Raw genomic sequence first — 25998 nt, forward strand, 5'->3', positions numbered from 1 at the left:
ATACCGTCACGCATCGTGACGGTATCGCGTTGGATCGTCCGCAGAGCAAGATGCTATACCGTCAAACATACCGTCGATAGCGCCCAGCTGTTGTCAGTCCCCTTTAGACCGCATTGGGCAATAAACCCTTGATTCCATAGGGAAAAGAGAGAAAGTCCAGATGTCTGCAGACTGCTGCAGACCATCCTGAATTACTCCCACTCAATCGTAGCCGGCGGCTTCCCCGAGATGTCATACACCACCCGGTTAATCCCGCGCACTTCGTTGATGATCCGGTTCGACACATGCCCCAGCAGTTCATGCGGCAGATGCGCCCAATGCGCGGTCATGAAGTCCAGCGTCTGCACGGCACGCAGCGCAACGACGTACTCGTAAGTTCGCCCGTCGCCCATCACGCCGACGCTCTTCACCGGCAGAAACACCGCGAACGCCTGGCTCGTCAGATCGTACCAGGACTTGCCGGTTTCCTTGTCGATGAAGGTGCGCAGCGTCTCGACGAAAATCGCGTCCGCGCGGCGCAGCAGGTCCGCGAAATCGCGCTTCACTTCGCCGAGAATCCGCACGCCCAGACCCGGGCCCGGGAACGGATGGCGATACACCATGGCCGGCGGCAAACCGAGCTTAACGCCGAGTTCGCGCACTTCGTCCTTGAACAGTTCGCGCAGCGGTTCGAGCAGCTTCAGATTCAGCGTCTCAGGCAGGCCGCCCACGTTGTGGTGGCTCTTGATGGTCTGCGCGCCCTTCTTGCCCTTGCCGGCCGATTCGATCACGTCCGGATAGATCGTGCCCTGAGCCAGCCATTTCGCATCGGTCAGTCGTCCGGCTTCGGCCTGGAAGACTTCGACGAATTCCGCGCCGATGATCTTGCGCTTCGCCTCCGGATCGGTCACACCGGCCAGCTTGCGCAGGAACACATCGCTGGCGTCCACATGAATCACCTTCACGCCCAGGTGATCGGCGAAGGTCGCCATCACCTGCTCGGCTTCGTTCAAACGCAACAGGCCGTGATCGACGAACACGCAGGTCAGCTGATCGCCGATCGCGCGATGCAGCAGCGCCGCGGCCACCGACGAATCCACGCCGCCCGAGAGCCCCAGAATCACGTGCTCGTTGCCGACCTGCTCGCGAATCTTCGCGACGGCTTCGTCGATATAGTTGCCCATTTCCCAGTCGGGCCGCGCGCCGCAAATCTGCAGCACGAAGCGTTCGAGCATGGCGCGGCCCTGCACGGTGTGCGTGACTTCCGGATGCCACTGCAGGCCGTAGAAATGGCGCTTTTCGTCGGCCATGGCCGCAATCGGACACGATTCCGTCGACGCCATCAATGCGAAGCCCGGCGGCATTTCCAGCACCTTGTCGCCGTGGCTCATCCACACCTTCAGCATGCCGTGACCTTCCGGCGTGGTGAAGTCGCTGATGCCTTCGAGCAGGCTCGTGTGATTGCGCGCGCGCACTTCGGCATAACCGAACTCACGCAGGTGGCCGATATCGACCTTGCCACCCAGCTGCTCGGCCATGGCCTGCATGCCGTAGCAGATGCCGAGCACCGGCACGCCGAGTTCGAACACGGCTTGCGGCACGCGCGGCGTATCCGTTTCGGTGACCGAGCTCGGGCCGCCGGACAGGATCACGCCCTTCGGCGCGAAGTCGCGAATGAACGATGCATCGACGTCGTAGGGATGAATTTCCGAATACACGTTGGCTTCGCGAACGCGACGTGCAATCAGTTGGGTGACTTGCGAACCGAAGTCGAGGATCAGGATCTTGTCATGCATGGCAGCGGACGGAGTCAAAAGTGAGCGGATACGGAATGCCGCGCGCGATGCGCGGCGTTGAATTCAAAGCGGTCCACGTGGGGACGATCGAGCATGAAACGTAACGATGCAGCGGGCTGCGCCGCAGGTGCTTGCCCACGGCGCACGCAAACGAAATCCGGGTGCCTCAGCGGATGGCGTAGCGCGCAGCGCGTCAGCCATGAAACGGCGGCCGGGGCGCGCCAGGCGCGTCAGCGGCGCCATTGCGGGCTTCGTCGCGCGCGGCGGCGGCTTCAGCCCGCGCTGCGCGTTCGGAGGGCGTCAGACCGGCTTCGTCGACGACCGGATGAAACGGTGCCCCTGCAACCGGACTCGTGGCACTGACAGGCCGCGTAACCGGCACGACAGGCTCCACGACCGGCTCGGCGTGATAGACCGGAAAGCCCGCCGTGACGCGACCCGGCTCGCGCCGGTTGGCGGCGTCTTTCGCGGCGTCTTTGGCAGCCTGCTTCTCGGCGCGCTCGGCAGCGGCGGCTTCAGCGAGCCGCACTCTTTCACGCCGCCGCACCGCGCCCGCCAGACGCACGCCGCCCAGACCGACTACCAGCAGCACCACACCGGTCAGCACCGCGACGATCTGCCCGAAACCGGTCAGCGCCGGCGTATGCAGACCGAGCAGCCAGATCAGCATCAGCACGCCGGTCAGCCAGTTCACGTGCCCGACCACCTTGGCGACAGTGGTGGTAAGCGCGCCGTCGATCGACGCGTGAAAGGCCAGCCATGCCAGCCCGATCAGCGCCACGCCAAACCCCTGGCCGACCAGAGCCGGCTGGGTTTGCACCAGAAGCAGCGCGTTGTACAGCGAAGTCCACGGCGTCAGCAGAAACAGCAGGCCGAACGCAAGCAGCAACAAGGCATCGAGGATGAGTACAGCGCGCAGCAATGGCTTCATTGGCGTTTAGTCCACGTGGTAGTTGGGCGCTTCCTTGGTGATTTGCACGTCATGCACATGCGACTCGCGCAGGCCCGCGCCCGTGATCTGCACGAACTCGGCCTTGTCGTTCATCTCGGTGATGGTGCGGCAGCCGCAGTAGCCCATGCTGGCGCGCACGCCGCCGATCAGCTGGAACAGAATCGCGTTGACCGAGCCCTTGTAGGCGACGCGGCCTTCGATACCTTCCGGCACCAGCTTGTCGATGTTCGCGGAGTTGTCCTGGAAGTAGCGGTCCGCGGCGCCGTCCTTCATCGCGCCGACCGAGCCCATGCCACGGTAAGACTTGTACTGGCGACCCTGATACAGGAACACGTCGCCCGGCGCTTCTTCGGTGCCGGCGAACATGCTGCCCATCATCACGGCATTCGCGCCGGCGGCCAGCGCCTTGCTGACGTCGCCCGAGAAGCGCACGCCGCCGTCGGCGATGACCGGCACGCCCGTGCCCTTCAGCGCCTCGGACACGTTCGAGATTGCGGTGACCTGTGGCACGCCCACGCCGGCGACGATCCGCGTCGTGCAGATCGAGCCCGGGCCGATACCGACCTTCACGCCGTCCGCGCCGTATTCGACGAGCGCCTTGGCGGCCGCCGCGGTGGCGATGTTGCCGCCGATCACCTCGACGTGCGGGAAGTTCTGCTTGACCCACTTGACGCGCTCGAGCACGCCCTGGCTGTGGCCGTGCGCGGTATCGACGACGATCACGTCGACGCCCGCCTGCACCAGCAGTTCGACGCGCTCTTCATTGTCAGCTCCCACACCGACCGCCGCGCCCGCGCGCAGCTTGCCGTGTTCGTCTTTACACGCGTCCGGGTGTTCGGTCTGCTTGGTGATGTCCTTGACGGTCATCAGGCCGCGCAGTTCGAATGCGTCGTTGATGACCAGCACGCGCTCGAGGCGATGGCTGTGCATCAGCGCCTTGGCTTCGGCGAGCGGCGTGCCTTCCTTGACGGTGACGAGGCGCTCGCGCGGCGTCATGATGTTGCGCACCGGCTCGTCCAGACGCTCTTCGAAACGCAGGTCGCGGTTCGTCACGATACCGATGAGTTGCGCGCCTTCGACGACCGGGAAGCCCGAAATGCCATGCTGCTGCGACAATGCGATCACGTCGCGCACTTTCATTTGCGGCGGCACCGTGATCGGATCGCGCACCACGCCCGATTCGAAACGCTTGACCTTGGCCACTTCACGCGCCTGCTCGGCTGCGGTGAGATTCTTGTGGATGATGCCCACACCACCCATTTGCGCCATCGCAATGGCGAGGCGTGCTTCCGTGACGGTGTCCATGGCGGCGGACACGAGCGGCATATTCAGGGAAATGTTGCGGGTCAGCCGGGTCTTGAGGCTGGTGTCGCGCGGCAGAACGTCGGAGAAAGCCGGGACGAGGAGCACGTCATCGAACGTGAGTGCTGTTTGGATCAGACGCATGGCAAATCCTATAGGCGCAAAAGCGAATTATACGCGATACCTCCCTGGTTTTCACTGCACGAACAGCAGCTTAGCGAATTCGGGCGATTTTTTTTCACGCCATCGGGCCCCTGGATTTCGCTTGGCTGTTCGCCTCGGGTTCGATCGGGTTTCGTTTGCGCGTTCGGGCGCAACGGGTGCCGGCGGGCTCGAATTGCAGGATCGAACAAGACGCCCGTGCCGCCAACCGGCTATTCTGCCGACCAGTTCAGTTTTTTTGCAGGGGCAGTCGATGCAGCGCGGTGTGGCGTATGGAGTAATGGCCGGGGCCTTATGGGGCATGGTTTTTCTGGTGCCGCGCGTGCTGCCGGACTTTTCGCCGCTGCTTCTGAGCGCGGGCCGCTACACGATGTACGGCATCGTGTCGGTGGCCGCCGCACTGCCCATGGCGCGCTCGCTGATCAAACGCCTGACCCGCGAAGATCTCGGCGCGCTGGTGAAGCTGGCCTTGGCCGGCAACCTCCTCTATTACCTGCTGCTGACGGCGGCCGTGCACCTGATCGGCATCGCGCCGGCATCGCTGATCGTCGGCGTGCTGCCCGTCACGGTGACGCTGCTGGGCCGGCGCGATCACGGCGCCGTGCCGCTCGCGCGCCTCGCCTGGCCGCTCGCGATGGTGATGGCGGGCATCGCCTGCATCAACATCGATGTGTTTACTGTAGCGGACAGCATGCCGGTCAGCGTCATCACCAAGCTGATCGGGCTGGCCTGCGCGGTCGGCGCGTTGGGATGCTGGACGTGGTTCGCCGTCGAAAACGCCCGCTATCTGCAGCGCCAGACGCATTTCAGCGGCAACGAGTGGTCAGTCTTGTGGGGCGTGGTGACGGGCGCGCTCGGCGCCGCGCTGTGGCTCGTCATCGCCGTGCTGCCGGCGGGCGGCCCGCATGGCGAACTGGCCGACGGACGCTGGCACACCTTCTGGATGCTGAATCTGGGGCTCGCGATCGGCGCATCGTGGCTCGGCAACGGGCTGTGGAATGCCGCATCCAAACGGCTGCCGCTGACGCTCTCGGGTCAGATGATCGTGTTCGAGACGCTGTTCGCGCTGCTTTACGCGTTCATTTATGACCAGCGATTGCCGCGCCCGCTCGAACTGGCGGCGATTCTGCTGCTGGTGGCCGGCGTGTGCTGGTCTGTGCGCCAGCATGCGGACGACGATACGTCCGGGGTTGCCCGGATCAAGGACAAGCCGCAGGCGTCGGCGCCTTGAGGCGCAGGCCGTGCTCGCCCTTCTGCGCCCACGCAAGATCCGCTTACCGCGAATCCTTGTTCTGCCAGCGACGCCCTTCGATCGAGCCCGCCTTGCGGGTCTTTTCAACGCGCCGCTGGCGCGACACCTTGGGATCAACCAGCAGCGGCCGGTAAATCTCCACCCGGTCATGGTCGGCCAGCACCGCGTCGAGCGGCTTGAGCTTGCCGAACACGCCCACTTTCTCCGTGCCGAGATCGATCTGCGGGAACCGCCGCAAGATACCGCTCGCGTCCAGCGCCTGCTGCAGCGTGGCGCCGGCGGGCAGCTCAACGGCAATCAATGCCTGCTCGCTCGGCGACGCGTAGCAGACTTCAATCGACAAGCGCCCGCTCATGCCTTACCGTAGCGCTGATCGGCGCGCTTCACGAACGATTCGACGAAGGTATTGGCGATGTGGTTGAACACCGGGCCAATGATTTTCTCGAGAATGATATTGGTGAATTCGTAGTGCAACGCGAATTCGATCTTGCAGGCATCGGCGCGCAATGGCGTAAAACGCCAGAAGCCCGTGAACTTGCGAAACGGGCCGTCCGCGAACTCCATATCAATGCGCGTGGGCCGCTCCATGCTGTTACGCGTGGCGAAATGCTGCTTGATGCCCTTGAAGTTGATATCGATCTTCGCCTCCATGCCGGTTTCGTCCCGGCGGCGGATTTCGACTCCCCCGCACCACGGCAGGAAGTTGGGGTAATCGTCGACGTCGGTGACGAGGTCGAACATCTGTTCCGCCGAGTGGCGGATCAACACGGTTTTCTGGACATCTGCCATAAATTGAACAGCGCGTGGCAAGGGTGGACGAGCGCAGCGGGCTTTCCTTGCCCCGCTTTGCTAAAATCGTGATTTTAAACGAGTTGGGCACTTTCCATTCATGAGCATTATCGACAACAGAAAAGCCTTCTACGACTACTCGGTCGAAGAACGCTATGAAGCAGGGCTCGTGCTCGAAGGATGGGAGGTCAAGGCGCTGCGCGCCGGGCGCGGCCAGATCAAGGAAGGGTACGTCGTTATCAAGAATAACGAACTGTTCCTGATCGGCACGCACATCAGCCCGCTGCCCGAAGCCTCGACCCACATCAATCCCGATCCGGTACGCACGCGCAAGCTGCTGTTGCACAGCGAAGAGATCAGCAAACTGATCGGCAAGGTCGAGCAGCGCGGCTACACGCTTGTGCCGCTGAATTTTCACTACAAGGGCGGCCGCGTCAAATGCGAGATCGGTCTTGCCAAGGGTAAGAAGCAGCACGACAAGCGCGAGACCGAGAAAAAGCGCGATTGGGAGCGTGAAAAGGCGCGGTTGATGCGCTCACCGACTTGATGGCTGGTGTGGTTTGATCGACGGTGATGGCAGGCGGTGTGCTGTTTTGCCGCGTTTCGTCTGCCAACATTCGCTGCGACTGACTCGCGGGTGGCAAGGAAGCGCGCCTCACAAGCGCTAAAAGGCAAATGGCCCGCATAGTCCGCGGGCCATTTCTTTTTGCAAGCCGGCAAACGCGCCGAGCAACGCTTTCGGTGCTTTCGGTACAGCCTGCGCAGTCACGCGCTCGACGCACACGAGCATGGTCAGGACATTCACGACATTGCGCCTAGCCCATCAGCTCCCCGCTGCCGGCGCGTTGAGCGCTGCCGGCCTGTTCAACGCACCTCGGTCACGCCCTTCCCTTTATTCACAATCGTCAGCGCCGACGCGATCATCGAACTCATGTCCGCGAGATTGCCGGGCACGATCAGCGTGGTGCCCTGCTTCGCCAGATTGCCGAACGCGTTCACATATTGCTCGGCCACCTTGAGGTTCACCGCTTCCATCCCGCCGTTCGATTGAATGGCCGCCGCGATCTTCTGAATCGCCTGCGAGTTGGCTTCGGCCACGGCCAGAATCGCCGACGCCTGACCTTGCGCCTGATTGATCGCCGCCTGCCGCTCGCCTTCGGACTTCTGGATGGCCGCTTCGCGCCCGCCGGACGCAATATTGATCTGCTCCTGCTTACGCCCTTCCGATGCCGCAATCAGCGCGCGCTTCTCGCGCTCGGCGGTGATTTGCGCCTGCATTGCGTGGAGAATTTCCTTGGGCGGCGTCAGATCCTTGATTTCGTAGCGCAGCACCTTCACACCCCAGTTCGTCGCAGCTTGATCGAGCGACGACACGATGCTGTGGTTGATGAAGTCGCGTTCCTCGAAAGTCTTGTCGAGTTCGAGCTTGCCGATCACCGAGCGCAGCGTGGTTTGCGACAGCTGCGTGATCGCGAACACGAAGTTGCTCGACCCGTAGGACGCCTTCATGGGATCGGTGACCTGAAAGTACAGCACGCCGTCCACCTGCAACTGCGTGTTGTCGCGCGTGATACAGACCTGGCTCGGCACTTCGAGCGGAATTTCCTTGAGGATGTGCTTGTAGGCGATCCGGTCGACGAACGGAAACGCGAAGCTCAAGCCCGGCGTCAGCGTACGGTGATAGCGGCCGAGCCGCTCCAGCACCCACGCATGCTGCTGCGGCACGATCTTGATAGTCTGCGCCGCCAGTACGATCACGATGATCAGAAGCACCGCCCCGACAATGGTCGAATCCATTACTGCCCTCCGGTCCGTAGTTCGAATAGTTGTGTGTGATGCGCGTATGACGTGTTGGTGCTCAGGCCGTGGTGGCCCGGGTGTTTGAATGACGCGCCGCCACGACGACGAGGCAACTGCCGCGCAGCTCCGTGATTTCGTAGAGCGGCGCGTCTTCCGGCTCGCCCGCGGCCAGTTCGACGTCCCATGCCGCGCCGCGATAATCGACGCGTGCCCGCCGCTCGTGCCACGCCGGCACGGCGAGCGTTTGACCGATGTCGAGATTGACGTCCGGGTTGCGCGACGCCTCCTTGCGCGTTCTGCGGCCGAACCGCGAACGCCTGAGCAGCAGCACCGCCGCCAGCGCCACCACGGCCGCGACCGCAAACTGCACGTCGGCTGCGGCGCCCGCAAGGTGCGCAATGGCGGCCGCGACGCAGCCCAATGCGATCATCAGCAGATAGAAGGTGCCGCTGAGCAACTCCAGCACGACCAGCACACCCGCCCCGATCCACCAGAACAATCCACCTGGCGCCACGTCGACCTCCACAAAGCAAAACACCCCGGATCTACCGGGGTGTTTATAGCACGAAGCGAGCGCGTTCAACGGGCGATACAGCACGGTTTCACGTGCATTCGACGCGCGTTTGACCTACCGCATCGCACGTTATGCATGCCGCTTAGGAAGCGGCATGCCGTTCGCCTTACTGCTTCGCCGACTTGGCCAGTTGCTGCCACGTCTCGACGATCGTGTCAGGGTTCAGCGAGATCGACTTGATGCCTTCATCGGTCAGCCACTGCGCAAAGTCCGGATGATCCGACGGGCCCTGGCCGCAAATACCGACATACTTGTCCAGGCGCAGACACGTGTCGATCGCGCGCTTCAACAGGAACTTGACCGCCGGATCGCGTTCATCGAAATCCACCGCCAGCAGTTCCATGCCGGAGTCGCGGTCGAGGCCGAGCGTGAGTTGCGTCAGGTCGTTCGAACCGATCGAGAAGCCGTCGAAGAATTGCAGGAATTCTTCGGCAAGAATCGCGTTCGACGGCACTTCGCACATCATGATCAGGCGCAGGCCATTCTCGCCGCGCTTCAGGCCGTACTTGCCCAGCAGCCCGACCACGCGCTCCGCCTGCTTCAGCGTACGCACGAACGGCACCATGATCTCGACGTTGTCGAGGCCCATTTCTTCGCGCACCTTCTTCAGCGCGATGCATTCCATCTGGAACGCTTCGGCGAAGTCGTCCGCGATGTAGCGCGACGCGCCGCGGAAACCCAGCATCGGGTTTTCTTCGTCCGGCTCGTAGCGCGAACCGCCGATCAGCTTCTTGTACTCGTTCGACTTGAAGTCCGACAGACGCACGATCACGGGCTTCGGATAGAACGCCGCCGCGATCGTGGCGATACCTTCGGTCAGCTTGTCGACGTAGAACGCGCGCGGCGATGCGTGACCGCGAGCAACGCTTTCCACGGCCTTCTTCAGGTCCTGATCGATGTTCGGGTACTCGAGAATCGCCTTCGGGTGAACGCCGATGTTGTTGTTGATGATGAACTCGAGACGCGCGAGACCCACGCCTGCGTTCGGCAATTGCGAGAAGTCGAAGGCCAGTTGCGGATTGCCCACGTTCATCATGATCTTCACCGGAATCGGCGGCAGTTCGCCGCGCTGCACTTCGGTGATTTCGGTTTCGAGCAGGCCGTCGTAGATTCTGCCTTCGTCGCCTTCCGCGCACGATACGGTGACGAGCGCGCCTTCCTTCAGCACGTCGGTCGCGTCGCCGCAGCCGACCACCGCCGGCACGCCCAGTTCACGCGCAATAATCGCCGCGTGGCAGGTGCGGCCGCCACGATTCGTGACGATTGCCGAAGCACGCTTCATGACCGGCTCCCAGTTCGGGTCGGTCATGTCGGCGACCAGCACGTCGCCCGGCTGCACACGGTCCATTTCCGACGGATCGTGAATTACGCGCACCGGACCCGCACCGATCTTCTGGCCGATCGCGCGGCCGGTGGCCAGCACGTTCGATTGGCCCTTCAGCTTGAAGCGCTGCTCGGCCTTGCCCGCCGCCTGGCTCTTCACCGTTTCCGGGCGCGCCTGCAGAATGAAGATCTTGCCGTCGCGGCCGTCCTTACCCCACTCGATGTCCATCGGACGCTCGTAGTGCTTTTCGATGATGACGGCGTATTTGGCCAGTTCGATCACGTCTTCGTCCGTGATCGAGAAGCGGTTGCGCTGCTCGTGCGCCACGTCGACGGTCTTCACGCGGCCTTCTTCGCCCGCCTTGGTGAATTCCATCTTGATCAGCTTCGAGCCGATCGAGCGGCGGATGATCGGATACTTGCCTTGCGCGAGCGTGGTCTTGTAGACGTAGAACTCGTCCGGATTCACCGCGCCTTGCACCACGGTCTCGCCGAGGCCATAGCTCGACGTGATGAAGACAGCGTCCTTGAAGCCCGATTCGGTATCCAGCGTGAACATCACGCCGGCTGCGCCGACGTCCGAGCGCACCATGCGCTGCACACCCGCCGACAATGCAACTTCAGCGTGAGTGAAGCCCTTGTGGACGCGATAGGAGATAGCGCGGTCGTTGTACAGCGACGCGAACACGTGCTTCATGCGGTCGAGCACCTCTTCGATGCCGACTACGTTGAGGTAGCTTTCCTGCTGACCCGCAAACGATGCGTCCGGCAAGTCTTCCGCCGTGGCCGACGAACGCACGGCGAACGACAGCTCTTCAGGCGAGCTGTTTTGCAGGGTGTCGAAGCCCGCGCGGATATCCGCCTCGAGTTGCGGCTGGAATGGCGCGTCGACGATCCATTGACGGATCTCCTTGCCCGCTTCCGCGAGCGACTTCACGTCGTCGACGTCGAGCGTTTCGAGACGTTTGGCGATGCGTTCGGTCAGATTGTTGTGATGCAGGAAGTCGCGGAAAGCCAGCGCCGTGGTGGCGAAACCGGTCGGCACGCGCACGCCTGCTTCAGCGAGCTGACTGATCATCTCGCCAAGCGACGCGTTCTTGCCACCGACGATTTCCACGTCGGTCATCCGCAACTGCTCGAACGGAACTACATACGCCTTATCCTTTGCGACGGTAACTGCGTTAGTCATACAAGCCCCTAAGTGTGAAAGAAATTCACGGCTGTGCAAGTGGGCTCGAACGCGAGACGCCCATTGGGAGCGTAACCTCGCGTCTTGCACAACCTGTTGGAGAAGCAATCGCTTGTTGCAAAATGGCCGAGCGCGGCTTGCGCCCGATATGCGACGAAGCACGCGAATGGACGATTTTACCGATCGATCCCTTGCGTTGACTGCCGCTTGGCGACCAGAAATACCGACCAAAAGCGAGGTGTTGAACGACCGTTCGCGGCAAGTTAGCCGCCAATCGCCCGCAATTGCTTATCCAACAGGTTGCCGCTATTCTACCGTGCCGACTCTCGAAATGTGACAGTCGGACGAGAATTGCGCCTCGAATCGCGCCCCGGACCGGCCAGCGGGCTTTTGCGAGGCCCCGCCGCCATCCGGGCGCAGTTGCGGTGCCCACGGCGCGCTGGTCGGACGCTGCTGCAATCTCCGGTTAGCCACCGGGCAGCGTCGTCCGCACAGCGATGTTTCTTTCGAGCGCTTTTTTCCGCTCACGTTCCCTGCCCCACTGATGCCGCCCACCGTATTCATCGTCTCCGACGGTACCGGGATCACTGCCGAAACCTTCGCGCATTCGATCCTCTCCCAGTTCGACCAGAAATTCCGCCTGGTTCGCGTGCCCTTTGTCGACTCGACCGAGAAGGCCTACGCCACGCTCGAAAAGATCAACGAAGCGATCGTGCAGGACGGCCGCCGTCCGATCGTCTTCACCACGCTGGTGGACAGCGCGTCGAATCAGATCGTCAAAGGCTCGAATGCGCTGGTGCTGGACATGTTTCAGACTTTCGTCGAGCCGCTCGAACAGGAACTGGAACTGAAGTCGAGCCACGCGATGGGCCGCGGCCACCAGAACGCCGACACCGAGGAGTACAAGAACCGGATCGAGGCGATCAACTTCTCGCTCGCTCACGACGACGGTCAATCGAACCGCAATCTGGCGGACGCCGACGTGATTCTGGTCGGCGTGTCGCGCAGCGGCAAGACGCCGACGAGCCTCTATCTGGCCATGCAGTATGGCGTGAAGGCCGCCAACTATCCGTTGATTCCGGAAGATTTCGAACGCGGCAAATTGCCGACGCCGTTGCTGGCGCATCGGCAGAAGATGTTCGGTTTGTCGATCGATCCGCAGCGGCTTTCGGAGATTCGCAATGAGCGCCGGCCCGGCAGCAAGTACGCCGCGCCGGAGAATTGCCGTTATGAGATCAACGAAGCCGAAGCGATGATGCGGCGTGAAGGGATCAAGTGGTTGTCGTCGACGCACAAGTCGATCGAAGAGATCGCGACGACGATCCTGCAGGAAATCAAGCTGGATAGACCTTCTTATTGAGCCTGTGCGCACGGGTCGCGCAAGCCCGGCGGCCTTGAACATGGACACGCGCGAGACCATGCGTGTTGTCGAGCCACGGCATAGGCACGATCAGAGCCCCGCGGCATGAAACAGCCTCCAGCGCGGACGAACGCGGGAGCGCAGGTCTGCTGCTCTAGCTACGACCGCGCTGCTGGCGGCACTGCTCGAACACGCACACGGCCGCCGCGGCCGCCACATTCAGCGACTCCATGCCGCCCGGCTGGGGAATCGTCACCCGCAACGAAACCTTGTCGCGCCAGATTTGCGAGACGCCCGCGCCTTCGTTGCCGAACACCCACGCGAGCGGTCCGCTCAGGTCGCAATCGTAGATCGCCTCGGCGCCGTGCGAATCTGTAATCACGATCGGCAGCGCGAGGCGCTCAATCAGCGTTTGCGCTTCCACGTTCTCGTGAATCTGCAGCAGGAAATGGGCGCCCATGCCCGAGCGCAAGACTTTCGACGACCACGCGTACGCCGTACCCGGCGCGCAGAACACCTGCTGAATGCCGGCGGCCGCCGCGCTGCGCAGAATCGAGCCGACGTTGCCCGCGTCCTGTACGCCGTCGAGCACGAGGCAGGTTTGCGCGACCGTGTCGGGCAGCGGCGTATCGAGCTTTTCAACCAGTAGCAGAATGCCTACACCGTGCACGACATTCGACAACTGCCCGAACAATGCGTCCGGCAGCGTCATGACACGATGATCTTCGATGCGCGAAACGATCGCCTGCGCTTCGTCGTGGCGCAGCGCGCCGTCGGTGACGATGCACATTTCCGGTTGCCCGGCGACATCGAGATAGGCGCTCGCGAGATGAAACCCTTCGAGCAGCGCGTGGCCGCTCTTGCGCTGTTGATGCGTCGAGCCGGCCAGTGCCTTCAGGCGCTTGTAGAGCGGATTGTCCCGCGAGGTGATGGCTTTCACAGGCAGCGAAGAAAACAGTGAGAATGAGGAAAGAGTGGGTCGCACGCAGCGCTCATGAGGCGCTCGTGTGAAGCTCAGGCGGCGCTGCCGCGTTCGCCGAAGGCGTCGTCGTCGAACATCACTTCAGACACGACAATCACTTCGCCCGCCGGCAGCGGCACGCCGGTGCCCAGGCGCAGATGCGCCTCACGCACCGGTGCGAATGAACGCCGATGATGCTCGCAAGGCCCATGCTCGCGCAGCGCCTTGAGATGCTGTGGCGTGCCGTAACCGGCATGCGCGTTGAAGCCGTAGACGGGATGCGTCTGGTGCAATTCGAGCAGCATCCGGTCGCGCGTGACCTTGGCGAGAATCGACGCCGCCGAAATGCTTTTGACGAGCGCGTCGCCGCCGATCACGGCTTCACTACGCACGCTCAGCGTGGGACAGCGATTGCCGTCGACCTTGACGAGCGTCGGCACGACCGACAGGCCCTCCACGGCGCGCTTCATGGCGAGCATGGTGGCATGCAGGATATTCAGCGAATCGATTTCTTCGACGGTTGCCGACGCAATGCAGTAAGCGAGCGCCCGGTCGACGATCTTGTCGTACAGTTCGTCGCGCTTTTTCGCGGTCAATACTTTGGAGTCGTCGAGGCCGCGAATCATCGGCCTGGACGGGTCGAAAATCACCGCCGCGGCCACGACCGGGCCGGCCAATGGGCCGCGCCCTGCTTCGTCGACGCCGCAGACGATGTCATCCGGCGTCTCGAAGTTCAGGCCGACCTGCTGCGCCGCCGCTCCGGCGACGGTTTTACGGTGCGGCGCGCGTGACAGGGTCACGGCCGCCCCTTCCGCTTTTCGATGACGCTCGCCACGACTTCCGCCGCACGCTGCGCGGTGTTCTGCTTCAGCACGTGATGCATCTCCGTGAAGATTTCCGTCAGCGTGCGCCGGTTGGTCTCGTCGCGCAACTGTTTCAGCGTGGCTTCGGCCAGCGCCTGGGGCGTGGCGAAGTGCTGCAGGATCTCCGGCACCACGAAGCGCCCCGCCAGGATGTTCGGCAGCCCGACATACGGCAGATAGCCCTGGCGGCGCATGATCTGGCCGGTCAGCCAGGGCACCTTGTATGAGATCACCATCGGCTTTTTCAGCAGCGCGGCTTCGAGCGTCACGGTGCCGCTCTTCACGAGGATCGCGTCGGCCGCGGTCATGGCGAGTTGCGCCTGGCCGTCGGTAATCGTCAGCGCGAGGCCGGGGTGCGAATCGACCAGCGGCCGCAGCATTTCCCGCAGCGCCGGCGTGGCCGCCGGCATCACGAAGCGCAGACTCGGCTCCTGATGCTGCATCATCTCCATCGCGGCGAAGAACGTCGGGCCGATCAAATCGATCTCCGAGCGCCGGCTACCCGGCAGGACCGCGATGATCGGGCCGTCTTCCGCAAGACCCAGTGCCCGGCGTGCGCCCAGCGTGTCCGGTACGAGCGGAATTTCGTCAGCGAGCGGATGGCCCACGTACGAGGCCGCGACACCGGCTTTTTCCAGCAGCGCCGTCTCGAACGGGAACACGCACAGCATGTGGTCGACCGCCTTGGCGATCTTCTTGATGCGGCCGCCGCGCCACGCCCAGATGGACGGACACACGAAGTGAACGGTTGGGATCCCGGCCTCGCGCAACGGATGCTCGAGCCCAAAATTGAAATCGGGCGCATCAACGCCCACGAACACCGACGGCGGCTCTGCCAGCAACTGCCGCTTCAGTTCGTTGCGAATGCCGAGAATGCCGGGAATATGCTTCAGCGCCTCGACATAGCCGCGCACCGAGAGCTTTTCCATCGGAAAGTGGGCGTCGAAGCCCGTGGCGATCATGCGTGGGCCGCCGATCCCGTAGTACTGGGTGCCGGCGGGCAGACGGCTCGTGAGGCCGTCGAGCAGCGAGGCCGCCAGCAGGTCGCCGGACGGCTCGCCGGCCACCATCGCGACGCGCAATGGACTGGGTTGCAGTGCCATCGGTTAGCGGATGATGCCGCGTTGCGACGCTTCGACGAACGCGAGCAGCGTCTGCACCGGCGCATCGCCATCGCCGCCCGCGGTCGCGAGCTCGCGCAACTGCACCTTCGCTTCTTCGAGCGACAGGCCGTTCTTGTACAGCACGCGATATGCCGCGCGTAGCGCAGAGATCGCGTCCGGCGAGAAACCGCGGCGGCGCAGTCCTTCGACGTTGATGCCGTGCGGCTCGGCCTTGTTACCGGCGGCGATCACGAACGGCGGAATGTCCTGCACCAGCGCCGAAGCGCCGCCCAGCATGGAGTGCGCACCAATGCGCACGAACTGATGCACGCCCGACATGCCGCCGACGATCGCGTGGTCGCCGATCGTGACATGTCCGGCCATCTGCGCGTTGCTCGACAGAATGACGTTGCTGCCGACGTGGCAATCGTGCCCGATGTGCACGTACGCCATGATCCAGTTGTCGTCGCCGAGCGTGGTGACGCCCGCGTCCTGCATCGTGCCGGTGTGGATCGTGGTGAATTCGCGGATCGTGTTGCGGTTGCCGACCACGAGCCGGGTCGGCTCGTCCTTGTACTTCATGTCCTGCGGACGGCCGCCGACCGATGCGTAGTGACCGATCCGGTTGTCTTCGCCGAGGGTGGTGTGACCTTCGATCACGCTGTGCGAACCGACCGTGGTCCGTGCGCCGATCGTCACATGTGCGCCGATCACGGCATACGGTCCGACTTCGACGGATTCGTCGAGTTGTGCGCCCGGTTCGACGATCGCAGTGGGATGAATCCTGCTCATGCGTCCTCGCTTCTGATTCTGTTGCGTTGTCTGGATGGGCATCTGGCGGGAGGCCGGCGCGCGCATGACGCCACCGATCGCCCGGACGCTGGCTTAAGCGCCTCGCGCCTAAGTGCGTTTAAGCGTCTTTGTCCGTGTGCCGCACCGCGCACATCAGGTCGGCTTCCGCCGCGACCACGCCATCCACTTCGGCGCGCGCCTTGAACTTCCAGATGCCGCGCATGTGACGCTCGAACGTGCAGTTCAGGATCAGCTGATCGCCCGGTTCCACCACGCGCTTGAAGCGCGCGTTGTCGATGCCGACGAACAGATACAGCGTGTTCGACGGGTCGCTCGGCTCTTCCGAAAACGTCAGCAGAGCCGCCGTTTGCGCGAGTGCTTCGAGAATCAGCACGCCCGGCATCACCGGACGCGTCGGGAAGTGGCCCTGAAAATACGGTTCGTTGATCGACACGTTCTTCAACGCTTTGATGCACTTGTGCGGCTCGAGTTCGAGCACCCGGTCGACCAACAGGATCGGGTAACGATGCGGCAGCAGCGTGAGAATCTTATGAATGTCGAGATTGATTTTTTCGGTGCTCATGGTGTTTCTGCTCACGCATTGACTGCGCGGTGATGACTGCGGATGCTGGTGCAGGTGGATTGGTAAAGCGTGCTGCCGGCGCTCGCCGTGACCCGGCGGCCGCGCCACCCGGTCACGGCAACCGACCTTGCTTCCTGTTGCTTGCCCGCCATTTTACGCGGTGCCGGCGGGTTGCCCGGCGAAATGCTGAGTCTGCTGAGTCAATTGCCCTGCGAGTTGCCCTGAGGTTCAGGCTTTGCTGCCCGCGGAACTGCTTGCTGAGGCGTCCTGCTTCTCAGCCGCGGCGTTTTCAAGCGCCTTGATTCGATCGCGAAGTTTGTCGATATTGCGCAGCAACGCCGCGCTCTTGTTCCAGTCTGCATGGTTCACGGCCGGGAAGGCACTGGTGTACATACCAGGCTTGAGCAGCGACTTCGAGACGCCCGACTTCGCCGTGACGATCACATAGTCGGCCAGCGTGACATGTCCGGCAATCCCGACCGCGCCGCCGATCATGCAATGGCGGCCAATGGTCGTGCTGCCCGCGATGCCCGCGCAGCCGGCAATCACCGTATAAGCGCCCACCTTGCAGTTGTGACCGATCTGCACCAGATTGTCGATCTTCACGCACTCTTCGATGATCGTGTCCGCCATGGCGCCACGGTCGATAGTGGTGTTCGCGCCGATTTCGACGTCGGCCGCGATGGACACACCGCCGACCTGCGGAATCTTCACCCAGCTGCCGGTACGCGCCTCACCCTCGCCGACGAAATCCGGCGCGAAGCCGAAACCGTCCGAGCCGATCACCGCACCCGCGTGCACGATCACGCGCTCGGCGAGCTTGCAACCGTGGTACACCGCGACATTGGGATAAAGATGCGAGCCCGCGCCGATGCGCGTGCCACGGCCGATCACGACATTGGCGTCGAGCCGCACGTTGTCGCCGATCACCGCACCCGCTTCCACCGTGACGTGCGGGCCGATCACCGCGCTCGCGGCGATCTGCGCCGACGGGTCGATGGTCGCGCTCGGGTGCACGCCGGGCGCCGCCTTGGGCGCAGCGAGGTCGATGAAAGTTTGCGCGACGCGCGCGAAGTAAGCGTACGGATTCGGCGTGACGATGAAGTTACGATTCTCGCGGGAAGCGAGCTTGGCGAGGTCGTCGGCGTTAATCAACACCGCGCCCGCACGGGTCGTTTCGACCTGCGACAGGTACTTCGGATTGGCGAGGAACGCCAGCTGGTCCGGGCCTGCCTGGTCGAGCGGCGCGAGACTGCCGACGCGCTGCGAACCGTCTCCGACTACTTCACCGCCGAACCGCTGGACGATGTCCTCGAGCGTAAATGCCATGCCTATCCTGTCTCCTGGTATTCGGTCCGACTTGTCAGATCCGCTGCCGGGGCCGTTAAGCCCGGCAGCCACGCTCAGTTGCCCGACGCCGCCAGAGCCTTGAGCACCTGATCGGTAATATCGATGCGCGGGCTCACGTACACCGCTTCCTGGACGATCAGATCGTAATGCTGCGCTTCGGCGATCTGTTTGATCACCTTGTTGGCGCGGTCGAGCACCGCCGCCAGTTCTTCGTTGCGGCGCTGGTTCAGATCCTCACGAAACTCGCGTTGCTTGCGCTGAAAGTCCGTGTCCAGTTGCGACAGATCGCGCTGCTTCTGCGCGCGGTCGGCGGGCGACATGGACGCACCGCTCTTGTCGAGCGAATCGGACATCGACTTCAGCTTCTGCGCCATGTCGGCCAGGTCCTTGTCACGCTTGGCGAACTCGGCCTCGAGCTTGACCTGCGCGGCCTTCGCGGCAGCGGATTCGCGCAGGATGCGGTCGGAATTCACCGCCGCGATCCTGGCCTCCTGCCCATGCGCGACCCCGACACCCAGGGTCATTGCCAGCGCCAGCGCGCACGCCACACGTTTCGAAAACATACCGGTTAGCAAAGTCATCCTCTCGATACTGTAGTTTGGCCGGGCCGGCCGCCGGGCGCCTTCCGCCGCCCGATCAGAATGCCGTCCCGATCTGGAACTGGAATTTCTGATACTGGTCGCCGGTATGCTTCGTGAGCGGGAAGCCCAGGCTGAGCTTGAGCGGGCCGATCGGCGAGATCCACGCCAGACCGACACCGTAGCCGTAACGCAGGCCGTTGGCGCCGATACTGTTGCCTTCCGTACCCCACACGTTACCGGCGTCGAGGAACGTGAAGACGCGCAACGTGCGGTCGTAGCCCGTGCCCGGCAGCGGGAACGTCAATTCGATGTTACCCACCAGCAGCTTCGAGCCGCCGATCGGGTCGTTCGTCTTGGCGTCGCGCGGACCCAGCGAGCTCGGCTCGTAGCCCCGCACCGAACCAATACCGCCCGCATAGTAGTTCTTGAAAATCGGATAAGGCTTGCCGCCGAGGCCGTTTCCGTAACCGCCCTGGAAGTTGAAGCCCAGCACGAACCCGCGCGAGAACGAATAATAGTACTGCGCGTTGATGTCGGCCTTGTAGTACTGCGTGCCGCCGATCGGCGTACCGTATTCGGCGTTTGCCTGCGTGAAGTAGCCGCGGCTCGGCACCAGCGCGCTGTCACGCGCGTCGCGCGACCAGCCCACGGTGATCGGCACGTTGTTCGACACGCGGCCGAATTCATGCACGTAGTCGATGTAGCTCTGCGGCGTGTTCGCGTCGATATCCAGCTGGTTCTGCTCGAGGCCGGCACCGAAGTACACCGTGTCGACTTCCGAGAACGGAATACCGAACTTCAGGTCGCCACCGATCGTGACGATCTTGAAGCTCGAATCCGTGGAGTAGTACAGCGGCTGGTACGTACGGTAATAGACGTCGGTAATGCGCTTGATGCCGTCGACCGTGAAGTACGGGTCGACCTGCGTGACCGTCAACGTACGGTACGTCTTGGCGGTATTGATGTTCACCGAGAGACTCGTGCCCGAACCGAACACGTTGTCTTGCGACACGCCGGCCGAGAGCACCACCTTGTCGGTCGACGAGAAGCCCGCACCCAGCGTGATCGCGCCCGTCGGTTTTTCGGCCACCTTGACGTCCACATCGACCTGGTCCGGCGTGCCTTCCACGGGCACCGTGGTCACGTCGACATCGGTAAAGTAGCCGAGACGGTTGATCCGGTCTTTCGACAGCGCGAGGCGGTTCGAATCGAACCACGAGCTTTCGAGCTGGCGCATTTCGCGGCGCACCACTTCGTCACGCGTACGCGTATTGCCGACCACGTTGATGCGGCGCACGTAGACGCGGCGGCTCGGATCCACCTGCAGCGTCAGGTCGACCTTGTGGTTGGCCTGATCGATCTGCGGCTGCGCGTTGACCGTGGCGAACGCATAGCCGTATTCGCCCAGCTTGTCGACGATAGCCTTGGTGGTGGCCTGCAGCTTTTCAGCCGAGAAGCGGTCGCCCGGTTTGATCTTGATGAGCTTGGCCAGCTCCGGCTCGCGATCGAGCAGATTGCCCGCCAGCTTGATATTCGAAATCGTGTACGGCTCGCCTTCGTGCAGCGTGACCGTCAGATACATGTCCTTCTTGTCCGGCGTGATCGACACCTGGGTCGACTCGATGTTGAACTCGAGATAGCCGCGATTCAGATAATACGAGCGAACGTTTTCGAGGTCGCCGGTCAGCTTGTCTTTCGCGTACAGGTCGTTCTTCGTGTACCACGAGAACCAGTTCGGCGTGGACAACTGCATTTCGTCGCGCAGCGTGCCCGTGCTGAACGCCTTGTTGCCGATGAAGTTGATCTGGCGGATCTTCGCGCTCGGACCTTCGGCCACCGAGAACAGCACCGACACGCGATTGCGGTCGATCGGCGTGATCGTGGTGGTGACTTCAGCGGCGTAGTAGCCGCGCGTCAGATACTGACGCTTCAGTTCCTGCTCAGCCTTGTCGACCAACGCCTTGTCGTAATAACGGCCTTGCGACAAACCCACGGCGCGCAGCGCCTTGGTCAGGTTTTCCTTGTCGAACTCATGAATGCCGGCGAAGTCGATCGTGCCGATGGCCGGACGTTCCAGCACCTGCACGATGACGACGTTGCCTTCGGTCGCGATCTTGACGTCGTTGAAGAAGCCCGTGGCATACAAAGCGCGGATGGCTTCCGATGCCTTGTCGTCGCTGAAGGTGTCGCCTTGCTTGATGGGCAGGTAGGCAAACACGGTACCAGGTTCGACGCGTTGCAATCCCTCGATCCGGATGTCTTGCACCACGAAGGGCGTCGTTGCGTGAGCAACCAGCCCATGCGCGGCGAACGCCGCGGCTATAACCGTCTTTGGAACAAAGCGATGAGGTTTAAACAACGTGCTTCCCCAGTGTGTATAGCTGCATCAGGTCGGGCGGTCGCCATCGTGAACGCCGCCGAACACTTTAAAAATGGATTAAACGAGCCAGATCGTTGAACAGCGCGATCGCCGACAACGCGACGATGCAGGCGAGACCCGCCCTCTGAAAAACGAGTTGCCAGCGATCGGAGACAACTTTACCGGTAATAGCTTCAACCAAATAATATAACAGATGCCCCCCGTCCAATACCGGAATTGGTAACAGGTTCAGTACACCAAGACTAATACTGACAAGGGCCAGGAACGACAGGAATGCAGAAGGACCTAGACGTGCGCTCTTTCCTGCGTAATCCGCGATCGTCACCGGACCGGAAAGATTTTTCAGCGATGCCTCGCCTACGATCATCCTGCCGAACATGCGCACCGAGTAAACCGCGAGATCCCACGTGCGGCGCGCGCCCAACTGCAAGCTTTCAACCGGACCGTAATGCACGTCGATCGACGGCACCTGCGTGGCCAGTTCCGCGCCGATGCGGCCGATCTGCTGCCCGGTCGTTTCATCGCGCTGTGCCTGCGGCACGATGTTCACGTTTTCGAGCTTGCCCGCCGCCTTACCGCCGCGCTCGACCTGCAGCGTCACCGCTTTGCCGGCGTGCGATTTTACATAAGCGATGAAGGCCGTGGCGTTATCGGTCGGAATACCGTCGACGGCACGCAGACGATCGCCGGCAACGAGGCCGGCCTTTTGCGCCGCGCTGCCCGGTTGCACGCCCGCCACCGTCAGCTTGCCACCGCCCGGCTCGAAACCGAGATGCGACATGAAGTCGTCGTCGACATCTTTTTCGCTGAGGCCGCGCAGATCGAGCTGAAAATCCGACGTACCGTGCGCATCTTTCGCGCTCAGCACGACGCGCTTGTGATCGAATGCCGCACCCAGCAGCTTCCAGCGGAGATCCGACCATGAGCGCACCGGCTCGGATTCGCCGGCGTTCTCGGCACGCACGGCAACGATCGTTTCACCACCGTCGAAACCGGCAACAGCCGCGGGCGTATTCGGCGCGGGCGCCGCGATCACCGCCGCCGGCTCCGTCACGCCAGTGGCGAAGACGAGTGCGAACAGCACGATGGCCAGCAGGAAGTTCGCGACCGGACCGGCCGCGACAATCGCAAAACGCCGCCACACGGATTGCCGGTTGAACGCATGCGGCAAGGCGTCGGCGGGAATCGGCTCAGCGCCCGTTTCGCGCTCGTCGAGCATCTTCACGTAGCCGCCGAGCGGCAGCGCGGCAATGGTCCATTCGGTGCCCGTCTTCGGACTCACCCACTGGAACAGCGGCTTGCCGAAGCCGATCGAAAAGCGCAGCACCTGGACGCCGCACAGGCGCGCCACGCTGTAATGCCCGTATTCGTGGACGACCACGAGTACGCCAATCGCGACCGCGAAGGCGACCAGTTCGATCAGCAGGTTCATGAGCGCCTCACTGGACGGCGCGTTCCGTGCGACGGGCGCCGTCGGGCAGACGCGCGATGAATTCAGCAGCGGCGCGACGCGCGGCGGCATCCGCTTCGATCACGTCTTCGAGCGCATGCGCGCTGCGGTTCGGCAATGCGCTGAGCACCGCGTCGACCACCTGGGCGATCGCCATGAAACCGATCTGGCGCGCGAGGAACGCTTCAACCGCGATTTCATTCGCGGCGTTCAGCGCCGCGCTCGCCAGGCCGCCCTCGGCCAGTGCCTTCACTGCGAGAGCAAGACACGGAAAGCGCGTGTAATCCGGCTTTTCGAACGAGAGGGACGCGACCTGCAGCAGATCGAGTTGCGCCACGCCCGAATCGACGCGATCCGGAAACGCCAGCGCATGCGCGATCGGCGTGCGCATGTCGGGATTGCCCAGTTGGGCGAGCACCGAGCCGTCGGCGTAGGACACCATCGAGTGAATCACGCTTTGCGGGTGAATCAGCACCTCGATGCGCTCGCCCGGCAGATCGAACAGCCAGTGTGCCTCGATCACTTCGAGGCCCTTGTTCATCATGGTGGCCGAGTCGACCGAAATCTTGCGGCCCATGACCCAGTTCGGATGCTTACAGGCTTCGTCCGGCGTGACGTCGACGAGGGTGGCCGGTTCGCGAGTGCGAAATGGGCCGCCCGACGCGGTCAGAATGATCTTGGAGACGCCGCCGTGCAGCGCGGCCTCGCGCGGCAGGCACTGGAAAATCGCGTTGTGTTCGCTGTCGACCGGCAGCAGCACGGCGCCGTTGTCGCGCACCGCGTCCATGAAGATCGCGCCGGACATGACCAGCGCTTCCTTGTTGGCGAGCAGGATGCGTTTGCCCGCGCGCGCTGCGGCAAGACTCGGTGCCAGGCCGGCCGCGCCGACGATCGCCGCGACCACCGTATCGCAGCCGTCGCTCTTCGACACGTCGACGAGCGCTTGCGGTCCATACGTGACCTCGGTCTTGCAACCCGCTTCGCGCAATTTCGCCGCGACGCTGGCAGCCGTATCGGCGTCGCCGACCACCGCGACTTCGGGCTGAAAGCGCAGGCATTGCTCGACGAGCTTGTCGCCGTTGCGATGCGCGCTCAGCGCATAAACCGAAAAGCGCTCGGGATGACGCGCGACGACGTCGAGCGTGCTGTCTCCAATCGAGCCCGTGGAACCGAGCAATGTCAGACGTTTTTGCATATCTCTTTCTCTAGCCGAGCAGCAGCATGGCAAGCGGCAGCACCGGCAACAAGGCATCGATGCGGTCGAGCACGCCACCGTGCCCCGGCAACAGGCCGCTTGAATCTTTCACACCGGCCTGGCGTTTCATCATCGATTCGAACAGGTCGCCCACCACGCTGAATGCCACCAGCAAGGTCAGCGCGAGCAGCGTGCGCACGGCGCCCCAATGCGCCAGCAGCGCAGAATACAGGGTCGGCTCGAACGCATGCAAAAAGACCGCCGCCGCCGCGACGATCATCACCACCAGCCAGCCGCCGATCGCGCCCTCCCAGGTCTTACCCGGACTGATGGCAGGCGCCAGCTTGTGTTTTCCAAACGCTTTTCCGGAGAAGTATGCGCCGATATCGGCCAGCCATACCAATAGCAGCAGCGACAGCACGAACGGCACACCCTGCATGCGCGCGGCGACGAGAGCATGCCAGCACGCGACGAATACCACAATGCCGGCAAGAAACAGGAAGGAACGCCAGGCGCCCTGCGCGAGCGTGGGCTTGCGCAGCAGCACGAACGGGCCGGCGATCACCCAGAAAATAGCGGCCGCTTCAAAGAGCGGTCTGGCTTGTTCGATGCCGGTACCGAGACGCGTGCTGGCCACCAGCGCCACTGCGGCGATCAGGGCGTAAATGACCGGGCCCGCGCCGCCCAGCTTGAGCAGGCGCGCCCACTCCCACGCGGCGAACACGACGACAAAAGCGATCAGCGCGCCGAACGCGCCCACCGGCGCGAACAACGTGACCGGCAGGAACACTGCCAGCAGGATGATCGCCGTGATGACACGGGTTTTTAGCATGGAAGCGAATCGACGTTTTGCGATTGCGGCTCGAGTTGAGCACTGGTGCGGCCGAAGCGGCGTTCGCGCTCCGCGTACGAAGCGATGGCGTGGCCGAGCGCGTCGCCGTCGAAATCCGGCCAGAACGTGTCGGTGAAGTAGAACTCGGTGTAGGCGAGTTGCCACAGCAGGAAGTTGCTGACGCGGCGCTCGCCGCCGGTGCGGATGAAGAGGTCCGGCTCCGGCGCATAAGCCATGGAGAGGTGTTCGGCGAACGAATCTTCGGTCACCTCCACCGCCTTGCCCGCCAGCGCCGACTGTTCGGCGAGCTTGCGGGTGGCCTGCATGATGTCCCAGCGGCCGCCGTAATTCGCGGCAATCGTAAGTGTGAGACGGGAATTGCGCGCGGTCTTGGTCTCCGCGCGCTTGATCAGGTCGCGGATGCGCGTATCGAAGCGGGCCAGGTCGCCCACCACGCGCAAGCGGATGCCATTCGCATGCAGCTTGCCGATCTCGCGCTCCAGCGCGGTCACGAACAGGCGCATCAGGAACGAGACTTCCTCGTTCGGACGGCGCCAGTTTTCCGAACTGAAAGCGAACAGCGTCAGATATTCGACACCCTGACGGGCGCACGCCTCGACGGCCGCACGCACCGCGTCGACGCCGCGCGTATGGCCCGCCACGCGCGGCAAGCGCCGCTGGGTGGCCCAACGGCCGTTGCCGTCCATGATGATCGCGATATGTCGCGGCACCGCGGCGACATCAGGCACGCGCACGGTTGAGCTGGTATAGGTCATGGCCGTCGGGACAGTGACTGCAAATAAAAGAAGTGGAGAACGTGAGCAGCTGAGCGGCCGGCCTCAGACCGTCATGATCTCGGCTTCTTTCGTCACGACGAGCTTGTCGATTTCGGCGACGAACTTGTCCGTCAGCTTCTGCACGTCGTCGCCTGCACGACGTTCGTCGTCTTCCGAAATTTCCTTGTCTTTCACGAGCTTTTTCAGTTGCTCATTGGCGTCGCGGCGCAGGTTGCGCACCGCGACCTTGGCCGTTTCCGCTTCGCTCTTGACCACTTTGGTCAGTTCGCGGCGGCGATCTTCGGTCAGCGCGGGCATCGGCACGCGGATCACGTCGCCTTGCGTGGCCGGGTTCAGACCCAGGTCCGATTCGCGGATCGCCTTTTCGACGACCTGCACCATCTTCTTTTCCCACGGCTGCACGCCGATCGTGCGTGCGTCGATCAGCGTCAGATTCGCGACCTGCGAAATGGGCACCGGCGAACCGTAGTAATCGCACTGGATGTGATCGAGCAGGCCCGTGTGTGCACGGCCCGTGCGGATCTTCGACAGGTCGTTCTTGAACGCGTCGATGGAACGCTGCATCTTTTGTTCAGCGCCCTTCCTGATATCAGCCACAGACATTTTTAAACCTCCGAACCTTCAAAACGGTGC

The 25998-nt window shown here is 62.9% G+C and carries 24 protein-coding genes; 3 read left to right on the top strand and 21 right to left on the bottom strand.

The window, feature by feature from the left end:
* Positions 1–191 precede the first annotated feature (191 nt).
* The 3 genes from guaA to guaB form a co-directional block, all read right to left on the bottom strand.
* The gene (gene guaA / locus B0G80_RS07575) at positions 192–1775 is read right to left on the bottom strand and encodes a glutamine-hydrolyzing GMP synthase (protein WP_116117580.1); all 1584 of its coding nucleotides are present in this window, start codon (positions 1773–1775) and stop codon (positions 192–194) included.
* Positions 1776–1968: 193 nt separating this feature from the next.
* The gene (locus tag B0G80_RS07580; protein WP_116117581.1) at positions 1969–2706 is read right to left on the bottom strand and encodes a hypothetical protein; all 738 of its coding nucleotides are present in this window, start codon (positions 2704–2706) and stop codon (positions 1969–1971) included.
* A gap of 6 nt (positions 2707–2712) precedes the next feature.
* Entirely contained in the window at positions 2713–4173 is a 1461-nt protein-coding gene (gene guaB / locus B0G80_RS07585; RefSeq protein ID WP_106279664.1) for an IMP dehydrogenase, read from the bottom strand.
* 271 nt (positions 4174–4444) lie between these two features.
* Between guaB and B0G80_RS07590 the strand changes: the two genes are divergently transcribed.
* Entirely contained in the window at positions 4445–5422 is a 978-nt protein-coding gene (locus tag B0G80_RS07590) for a DMT family transporter (RefSeq protein WP_116119566.1), read from the top strand.
* Between the two features lie 43 nt (positions 5423–5465).
* Here B0G80_RS07590 and B0G80_RS07595 read toward each other — a convergent pair whose 3' ends face one another.
* Together B0G80_RS07595 and B0G80_RS07600 are read right to left on the bottom strand one after the other, a co-directional pair.
* On the bottom strand, positions 5466–5798 hold the full coding sequence (locus B0G80_RS07595; RefSeq protein ID WP_116117582.1) for an RnfH family protein: 333 nt from the start codon (positions 5796–5798) through the stop codon (positions 5466–5468).
* Positions 5795–6232 (bottom strand): type II toxin-antitoxin system RatA family toxin, encoded by a 438-nt coding sequence (locus B0G80_RS07600; RefSeq protein ID WP_106279658.1) that lies wholly within the window; start codon positions 6230–6232, stop codon positions 5795–5797. The genes B0G80_RS07595 and B0G80_RS07600 overlap by 4 nt, the downstream gene beginning before the upstream one ends.
* Before the next feature lie 100 nt (positions 6233–6332).
* Between B0G80_RS07600 and smpB the strand changes: the two genes are divergently transcribed.
* A complete protein-coding gene (gene smpB, locus B0G80_RS07610; protein WP_012433428.1) occupies positions 6333–6779 on the top strand; it encodes an SsrA-binding protein SmpB in 447 nt (148 codons plus the stop codon).
* Between the two features lie 317 nt (positions 6780–7096).
* Here smpB and B0G80_RS07615 read toward each other — a convergent pair whose 3' ends face one another.
* The 3 genes from B0G80_RS07615 to ppsA form a co-directional block, all read right to left on the bottom strand.
* Complete coding sequence (locus tag B0G80_RS07615; protein ID WP_106279656.1) at positions 7097–8029, bottom strand: SPFH domain-containing protein; 933 nt, start codon at positions 8027–8029, stop codon at positions 7097–7099.
* Positions 8030–8090: 61 nt separating this feature from the next.
* The gene (locus B0G80_RS07620; protein ID WP_116117583.1) at positions 8091–8546 is read right to left on the bottom strand and encodes an NfeD family protein; all 456 of its coding nucleotides are present in this window, start codon (positions 8544–8546) and stop codon (positions 8091–8093) included.
* A gap of 166 nt (positions 8547–8712) precedes the next feature.
* Positions 8713–11118: a phosphoenolpyruvate synthase gene (gene ppsA / locus B0G80_RS07625; protein WP_116117584.1), complete on the bottom strand. Its 2406-nt coding sequence runs from the start codon at positions 11116–11118 to the stop codon at positions 8713–8715.
* Positions 11119–11662: 544 nt separating this feature from the next.
* Between ppsA and B0G80_RS07630 the strand changes: the two genes are divergently transcribed.
* Positions 11663–12478: a pyruvate, water dikinase regulatory protein gene (locus tag B0G80_RS07630; RefSeq protein WP_012433432.1), complete on the top strand. Its 816-nt coding sequence runs from the start codon at positions 11663–11665 to the stop codon at positions 12476–12478.
* 154 nt (positions 12479–12632) lie between these two features.
* Here B0G80_RS07630 and B0G80_RS07635 read toward each other — a convergent pair whose 3' ends face one another.
* From B0G80_RS07635 to frr, 13 genes are all read right to left on the bottom strand, one after another.
* A complete protein-coding gene (locus B0G80_RS07635) occupies positions 12633–13418 on the bottom strand; it encodes an RNA methyltransferase (protein ID WP_116119567.1) in 786 nt (261 codons plus the stop codon).
* A gap of 74 nt (positions 13419–13492) precedes the next feature.
* Positions 13493–14239, bottom strand: a complete 747-nt coding sequence (gene rnhB / locus B0G80_RS07640; RefSeq protein ID WP_116117585.1) for a ribonuclease HII — start codon at positions 14237–14239, stop codon at positions 13493–13495.
* Positions 14236–15405 (bottom strand): lipid-A-disaccharide synthase, encoded by a 1170-nt coding sequence (lpxB, locus tag B0G80_RS07645; protein WP_106279647.1) that lies wholly within the window; start codon positions 15403–15405, stop codon positions 14236–14238. The genes rnhB and lpxB overlap by 4 nt, the downstream gene beginning before the upstream one ends.
* A 3-nt stretch (positions 15406–15408) precedes the next feature.
* Positions 15409–16197 carry an acyl-ACP--UDP-N-acetylglucosamine O-acyltransferase gene (lpxA, locus tag B0G80_RS07650; protein ID WP_106279797.1) on the bottom strand — a complete coding sequence of 263 codons (789 nt, stop codon included), beginning with the start codon at positions 16195–16197 and terminating at the stop codon, positions 15409–15411.
* Positions 16198–16315: 118 nt separating this feature from the next.
* Complete coding sequence (gene fabZ / locus B0G80_RS07655) at positions 16316–16780, bottom strand: 3-hydroxyacyl-ACP dehydratase FabZ (RefSeq protein ID WP_012433437.1); 465 nt, start codon at positions 16778–16780, stop codon at positions 16316–16318.
* 228 nt (positions 16781–17008) lie between these two features.
* Entirely contained in the window at positions 17009–18109 is a 1101-nt protein-coding gene (lpxD, locus tag B0G80_RS07660) for a UDP-3-O-(3-hydroxymyristoyl)glucosamine N-acyltransferase (protein WP_116117586.1), read from the bottom strand.
* A gap of 74 nt (positions 18110–18183) precedes the next feature.
* The gene (locus B0G80_RS07665) at positions 18184–18705 is read right to left on the bottom strand and encodes an OmpH family outer membrane protein (protein WP_181196514.1); all 522 of its coding nucleotides are present in this window, start codon (positions 18703–18705) and stop codon (positions 18184–18186) included.
* Positions 18706–18766: 61 nt separating this feature from the next.
* Positions 18767–21070, bottom strand: a complete 2304-nt coding sequence (bamA, locus tag B0G80_RS07670) for an outer membrane protein assembly factor BamA (protein ID WP_106279641.1) — start codon at positions 21068–21070, stop codon at positions 18767–18769.
* Between the two features lie 67 nt (positions 21071–21137).
* Positions 21138–22523 carry an RIP metalloprotease RseP gene (rseP, locus tag B0G80_RS07675; protein WP_116119568.1) on the bottom strand — a complete coding sequence of 462 codons (1386 nt, stop codon included), beginning with the start codon at positions 22521–22523 and terminating at the stop codon, positions 21138–21140.
* Positions 22524–22530: 7 nt separating this feature from the next.
* Positions 22531–23736, bottom strand: coding sequence for a 1-deoxy-D-xylulose-5-phosphate reductoisomerase (locus B0G80_RS07680; RefSeq protein ID WP_106279639.1), 1206 nt, complete (start codon positions 23734–23736; stop codon positions 22531–22533).
* 10 nt (positions 23737–23746) lie between these two features.
* Entirely contained in the window at positions 23747–24568 is an 822-nt protein-coding gene (locus B0G80_RS07685; protein ID WP_116117587.1) for a CDP-archaeol synthase, read from the bottom strand.
* Positions 24562–25344 carry a polyprenyl diphosphate synthase gene (gene uppS, locus B0G80_RS07690; RefSeq protein ID WP_116117588.1) on the bottom strand — a complete coding sequence of 261 codons (783 nt, stop codon included), beginning with the start codon at positions 25342–25344 and terminating at the stop codon, positions 24562–24564. Before uppS ends, B0G80_RS07685 begins: the two co-directional genes overlap by 7 nt.
* 63 nt (positions 25345–25407) lie before the next feature.
* A complete protein-coding gene (frr, locus tag B0G80_RS07695) occupies positions 25408–25968 on the bottom strand; it encodes a ribosome recycling factor (protein WP_116117589.1) in 561 nt (186 codons plus the stop codon).
* Between the last annotated feature and the right edge of the window lie 30 nt (positions 25969–25998).

The sequence above is a fragment of the Paraburkholderia sp. BL6669N2 genome, from assembly GCF_003387275.1.
GTDB lineage: Bacteria > Pseudomonadota > Gammaproteobacteria > Burkholderiales > Burkholderiaceae > Paraburkholderia.

Coding starts and splice junctions, on each gene's coding strand:
- guaA (WP_116117580.1), bottom strand. CDS start 1,775: ATGCATGACAAGATCCTGATCCTCGACTTCGGTTCGCAAGTCACCCAA.
- B0G80_RS07580 (WP_116117581.1), bottom strand. CDS start 2,706: ATGAAGCCATTGCTGCGCGCTGTACTCATCCTCGATGCCTTGTTGCTG.
- guaB (WP_106279664.1), bottom strand. CDS start 4,173: ATGCGTCTGATCCAAACAGCACTCACGTTCGATGACGTGCTCCTCGTC.
- B0G80_RS07590 (WP_116119566.1), top strand. CDS start 4,445: ATGCAGCGCGGTGTGGCGTATGGAGTAATGGCCGGGGCCTTATGGGGC.
- B0G80_RS07595 (WP_116117582.1), bottom strand. CDS start 5,798: ATGAGCGGGCGCTTGTCGATTGAAGTCTGCTACGCGTCGCCGAGCGAG.
- B0G80_RS07600 (WP_106279658.1), bottom strand. CDS start 6,232: ATGGCAGATGTCCAGAAAACCGTGTTGATCCGCCACTCGGCGGAACAG.
- smpB (WP_012433428.1), top strand. CDS start 6,333: ATGAGCATTATCGACAACAGAAAAGCCTTCTACGACTACTCGGTCGAA.
- B0G80_RS07615 (WP_106279656.1), bottom strand. CDS start 8,029: ATGGATTCGACCATTGTCGGGGCGGTGCTTCTGATCATCGTGATCGTA.
- ppsA (WP_116117584.1), bottom strand. CDS start 11,118: ATGACTAACGCAGTTACCGTCGCAAAGGATAAGGCGTATGTAGTTCCG.
- B0G80_RS07630 (WP_012433432.1), top strand. CDS start 11,663: ATGCCGCCCACCGTATTCATCGTCTCCGACGGTACCGGGATCACTGCC.
- lpxB (WP_106279647.1), bottom strand. CDS start 15,405: ATGGCACTGCAACCCAGTCCATTGCGCGTCGCGATGGTGGCCGGCGAG.
- lpxA (WP_106279797.1), bottom strand. CDS start 16,197: ATGAGCAGGATTCATCCCACTGCGATCGTCGAACCGGGCGCACAACTC.
- fabZ (WP_012433437.1), bottom strand. CDS start 16,780: ATGAGCACCGAAAAAATCAATCTCGACATTCATAAGATTCTCACGCTG.
- lpxD (WP_116117586.1), bottom strand. CDS start 18,109: ATGGCATTTACGCTCGAGGACATCGTCCAGCGGTTCGGCGGTGAAGTA.
- rseP (WP_116119568.1), bottom strand. CDS start 22,523: ATGAACCTGCTGATCGAACTGGTCGCCTTCGCGGTCGCGATTGGCGTA.
- B0G80_RS07680 (WP_106279639.1), bottom strand. CDS start 23,736: ATGCAAAAACGTCTGACATTGCTCGGTTCCACGGGCTCGATTGGAGAC.
- B0G80_RS07685 (WP_116117587.1), bottom strand. CDS start 24,568: ATGCTAAAAACCCGTGTCATCACGGCGATCATCCTGCTGGCAGTGTTC.
- uppS (WP_116117588.1), bottom strand. CDS start 25,344: ATGACCTATACCAGCTCAACCGTGCGCGTGCCTGATGTCGCCGCGGTG.
- frr (WP_116117589.1), bottom strand. CDS start 25,968: ATGTCTGTGGCTGATATCAGGAAGGGCGCTGAACAAAAGATGCAGCGT.